We start from the raw sequence: 5,203 nt of genomic DNA on the forward strand, positions 1-5,203 counted from the left end.
GCGACAATCAACACAGCGGGAAAGCTGAGTAAAACGAGAATAAAGAAAATNCCCATCACTACAACTATTGCTCCCAGCGAGGTGTTTTTGAGGTATCAAATACAGACCACCAAGCAACAATCTTTCCCTGATCATAGACAGCTATTTGCCCGAACTGGAGAAACAAGGCTTCACTTTGTCTGGGCCGGAAGAACATATAGTCGTTAGGCTTTAGCTCAGAAGACTCTGCAAGCGAATACATTTCCTGATTGCTTGAGCAACCGTACAACTTCACTCGTTCAGAGCCTTCTGGATAGCACGGATCAGCAAGCCAATTGCCACCATAAATAAAGCACGCCTTCTTCGGTAACAGCTTCGCACTCCGCAAAAAAGGAGATAAAGATGAAGCAATGGGCAAACTTGGTTTTTCAATTACCTTTAAAATGGGGGCAGCAATAAATGCGGCAGGCACATGATGCTCCAGAGTTGGAATATCAAAGTCGCTGGGCTTAACCAGAGCTGACGAAACTGCTAATTCATTCCTAAAATCGCCTTGCTGATACAAGGAATAAGTTGGGCTTCCCCCTGCGTTTAAACATAGCCCTTCATGAGAACCAAATACTTCGTCAACCACATTAACAAAACGCTGATAGCTACTTTTTGCAGCACGAGCCACGACAGCCCTTCCTTCCAAAATATTAAGCGCCTTGGCAACGTGGTAGTCGTAACCCATTAGTCCGCTAAGGCTCAATAAATCAGATTGTTTAATACGCTCTAGACAAGACCTAAACTCACTCATGTCAGCAAAGCCACCACGATGCAAACCCACGTCGACCTCAAGGTTAACCTTCATCTTGAGCCCTGACTCTAAAGCAACAGCCTCGTACTCGTTCAAGCGTTCATTTGAGTCAATCAGCCATTGAACTTGCTCTGCTGGCTCAAAGTCTAGCGGCTCACCTTGCTTCTCATACCACTGATAGAAAGCTCTAAGCGCCATGACAGGCATAGGTTTTCCTAACAACAAGTCCGGCTTTACGGGCCATTTATGCTCTGCAATATGTATAAGAAAAGGAAGGTGAAAGCACATTAAACGAGAGGAATTAGTTTCGGACAGTATATATTCCAGCATAGGAATACTGGGTAAAGATTTTGCCACCACTCGATAGGCAAACCCTTTTTCTAGGGTTTCTTTCAAGCGTGCAATATTTTCATCCAACAAAGATTTATCGACAAGCAGTACAGGGCTAGCAAGGCCTGCCTGACTCAGAGCGAGCGATAGCTTAGAAAAATAGTTTGCGTCCATATTATCCAACTAGTCTTATTATTTTTTTGGATCTGCAGTCTAAACCAAGTAAAAGTCCAGCCTACCTGAGATCATAAAATCCCAGACTAACACAAACATGAATATTATTCATATTTTAAGGAATGGCTTACTTCCCAGCTTTGAGAATTACAAACTTCTTATTCGCTGCGATATTTTCAAAGTTACCAAATATTCTTTTCAAGTCAGAATGGTAGCCAAGGTGCCGATTTGCCACGAGCCATACCTCGCCACCCGTTTTCAATGCACGTTTGGCTTCTTTGAAAAAGGATTGGGCTATCGAAGTGCTCACCGTATTTTGCTGATGAAACGGCGGGTTACAAAGAATCAATTCCAATGAATTAGACTTAGCCTTGCTCAAGCCGTCACAAGCAATAAACTCAGCACGGTTTGTAGGCATATTGACCGCCAAATTGTGTTTCGCAGACTGTACCGCCTGAAAAGACTCGTCATAGAAAAACATCTGGGCATTAGGAAAGCGCTGTAAGTAGGCTAAACCAAGTACCCCATTCCCACAGGCTAAATCAGCGACTTGTGAAACCTCCGGTAAGCACTTGTAATGCCCCAAAAAGAAGCGACTGCCAATATCCAAATGATCATTGCTAAAGACATTTGGTAAAGCCTTCAAGTTCAATTCAAAATCGGGAACGCTGACAGACTTGCACTGTTCAAATATATTCTGCTCTGAAGCGTACGCCAGAGATTTATCAACCTCTGCCCTCCAGACTCGCGCTTTTTTTACACCTGGCAAAAAACTCGCCGGGCCAAAGCACTTCTCCAGCAACTCATACTGACCTTTGCTTAAGTGCTTATCCATACCTGCAAGTAAAAGTGTACAGCCTTCTTGTGCCCACTTATTCAGTTCAGCGAGTAAATAAGCCAGCTGGCTTTTAGATTTAGGTACTCGACCAATGATTAAGTCTGGGCGCTCTTCTCGTTTGACGAGATACTCAAGACCCGACTCAAAGTCCAGCACATTATCGTCATTCGCTTCAGCATTCTTCTTGAGGTTCTGTCGCGTTGCTTCTAATGACATCCATGAGTCGCCGTAACAGAGGGGCTTATATTTCATTAAAGGAATCGTCAAAGCACCAAAGTTATCGTGCACGATACAAAGCTGCTTGAAGCTTCCAGCCATGTCATCAACCAGATTAAGCAGGTAGCTGTCTGCAGCATCCCAGGCACGCAACTGACTACGCTTTTCAACAGGATAACGCTGAAGCTCATAATTCTGGCCGTTAGCGGTAAATGCGTTGGGATTTTCTGATGAGGAAGAAGACATAAAGGGATTTTAACTAATGAGCGAACTGAGCATTATAGCTCAAGCCATGCCTATCAAGAAGAGCCTAAGTTTACAGCGCAGCGCCAGCCTGACAAGCAACAGAAAGTCTCTGCCTACAAGCCTGTTGATACAATTGCTGCGCCTTGCTTAAGTTCTTAATAACACCGAAACCGCTTTGATAGAAACGACCTAATTGAAACTGAGCCTGAGCACTTCCTGATTTTGCAGCCACTTCAAACCAACGAAATGATTCATGCGAGTCGTGTTGAGGACCATCTTGTAAATAGATTTGCGCCAAACTTAGCTGAGAATCGATATCACCTTGTTCGGCTGCCAAGGTATACCAACTAATGGCTTCAGCTATGTTTTTACCAGAGACTTCACCAGAATGATAAATTCTGCCTAGTTGATACTGAGACAGTATATGCCCATGATCAGCCGCCCGTCTCAACCAACGCAAAGCCCTTTTCGGTTTAGCTTCGACACCCAATCCATTTAAGAGCATTAGCGCTAAGTTATACTGAGCTTGAACGTCTCCCAACTTAGCCGCCTTCTTGAACCAGCTATTAGCCTTTGTTTCGTCTTTGACGTCTTCATTGGTGTAATAAATTAAGGCTAGATTATATTGAGCTGAGGTATCGCCCTGTTCGGCCGCTAGCGTATACCACTTTATCGCTTTATTAATATCTCTAGGTAAACCGTCACCTTTCTCATACAGCACAGCTAGATTATTTTGCGCTTCCAACAAGCCTGACTCAGCGGCTTCTACGTACCATATCTGCGCATTAGAAATGTTCTTAGCGACACCTAAACCTTCCTGATTAATTCGGGCCATATAGAATTGGGCAATGCTATCGCCTTTATAAGCTAATGGCTCCCATATATTTTTGGCGCAGACATAGTCTCCTGAATTGAAGCAGTGGCGGGCTTGGTCAGAGCTCGCATGCATCTCGATAGAAGTAACCAATAAAAGAAAAGCTAGAGTAAATTTAATATGAGCAATAAAGCTCGGCCAGAAACCAGTATTCAATACAAGATACCCTTAATCATCTGTCACCCGAAATAAGTACGTATCAGTATATACCAGCAACCCGGAAATAGGAGGTTATCTATATATTATGGGAAGCCAGCTAATGTACGTTTTACTCTTAGTATCGCGAAGCTGTAAAGTTAGCGGTGTTGAATCTAGACTTATTAGAGGTTTGATTCTTGGCAAAAGCTTTAAGCTGGTAAAAAAGAATATTCTTTTACATTAGCCAATGTTAAATACCTCGACGTAACTCCCAAGGGAAAACCTTCCCCATGCTGTTTAATAAAGTCTGCACAATTATAGGGTCCATTAAGTCAGTGAGTTCCCACTGACTTAAAAATAATAGCGCTAAATACTGATCAGCCAGGCTGAGGTCTTGTTCGCCACATGTCAGCATATCTGCAATTGACGAAAACATTGGCTTATCATCACTCTTGTACATCAAACGCCCATAAGAACAAACAGGCTTGCCTAAGACCATTGCCTCATGAACCAAGTTAGAGTTAACCGATACGACCCCAACACAATTTTTATGCGCGGCTAAATCAATACTACGGATACCTTTCTTAGCCTCGATAAATGTCACACCCTTTGGTAACGTCGGAGCATTAGATAAGCGGCATTTTTTAGCAGGATGCTCAGTCACGATAATGTTCACACCTTGCGCTTCCGCATAACTCCGATCAATTAGCGCCTGAGCCAATAAATCGTTGGCGCCCTTCTGCCCATACAAGCTCTCAAAACCAGAATCAGAAAACTTCAGGTTATAGTCCTCTCCTCCTTGGAGTGGCAATAAACAAAAAGGCTTTTGAGTAAGGCCTGCGATATCAACCTTTTTAGGCCTCAAGAAGTGTTGAGCGCGAGCTTTGCAGTGCTCTAAATCGCGTCGACCTATGCGCTCAACATAATCAACGCCAGAGTCAAACTGAGTGTGGCTGCGTGCATTGGCCCCATGAGGAGAGATTTGATAAGACGATCTCGGTAGCCAGCCATGTTCAACAACAAGCGTTTTATCGCCATCATCGACAAAACGCTCCGACCAATTAATTGAAACAGGGGGTATTGATTCAAACAAGTCAGGATTGCTATGGACAGTTCGAGCAAGCATGCTGAAAAACATTGTCTTCGCACAGGCTCCGCCCTTCAAACCCAATATAGAGGTAGCACTCGACCAATTTGACCGCCTCCCAAAGCGTTTGAATATCACATTGTCATGAGCCTTAAACTCTTTTGGGATAGCCCCCCAATAAGTCTTTTTATATTTCTTCACTGTCAATATCCATTATTTAAGTGTTAATGCTTATTCCAATGAATAGCTTTTCTTTATCCCAAGAGCGCTGAATAAGTCATTCATTTGCTGACTAGCCACCTCACAGCTTAATGTTTCAACACGAATATCCGGCCTCAACCACTTGGCAGACAGCAAGGTTGTCGAGATATCGCCCAAAACAAGCACGTCATCTCCCAGCAGAGGCAAGATAAGCTCAAAGCCTATATTTTTATCGATACGGGTTGAACCTGGAAACATCTCATCGAGCAAGTCAAGGTTAGTACTCCTCGGGTGAGCCTTGACCCCAATGTCACGAGGGGA

5 protein-coding genes are annotated in these 5,203 nt (G+C 43.7%); all 5 read right to left on the reverse strand.

Annotated features, from left to right (window positions below; all coding sequences use genetic code 11):
* Positions 1-64: 64 nt before the first annotated feature.
* A complete protein-coding gene (locus tag A3763_RS15700) occupies positions 65-1,282 on the reverse strand; it encodes an alanine racemase (protein WP_068510870.1) in 1,218 nt (405 codons plus the stop codon).
* 127 nt (positions 1,283-1,409) lie between these two features.
* Entirely contained in the window at positions 1,410-2,582 is a 1,173-nt protein-coding gene (locus tag A3763_RS15705; RefSeq protein ID WP_068510872.1) for a methyltransferase, read from the reverse strand.
* A gap of 70 nt (positions 2,583-2,652) precedes the next feature.
* Entirely contained in the window at positions 2,653-3,612 is a 960-nt protein-coding gene (locus A3763_RS15710; RefSeq protein WP_068510874.1) for a tetratricopeptide repeat protein, read from the reverse strand.
* Positions 3,613-3,844: 232 nt separating this feature from the next.
* Entirely contained in the window at positions 3,845-4,882 is a 1,038-nt protein-coding gene (locus A3763_RS15715; protein ID WP_068510876.1) for a hypothetical protein, read from the reverse strand.
* Between the two features lie 30 nt (positions 4,883-4,912).
* A partial coding sequence (locus tag A3763_RS15720) for a hypothetical protein (protein ID WP_231872220.1) occupies positions 4,913-5,203 on the reverse strand: 291 nt, incomplete at its 5' end.

Source organism: Oleiphilus sp. HI0128 (assembly GCF_001635365.1).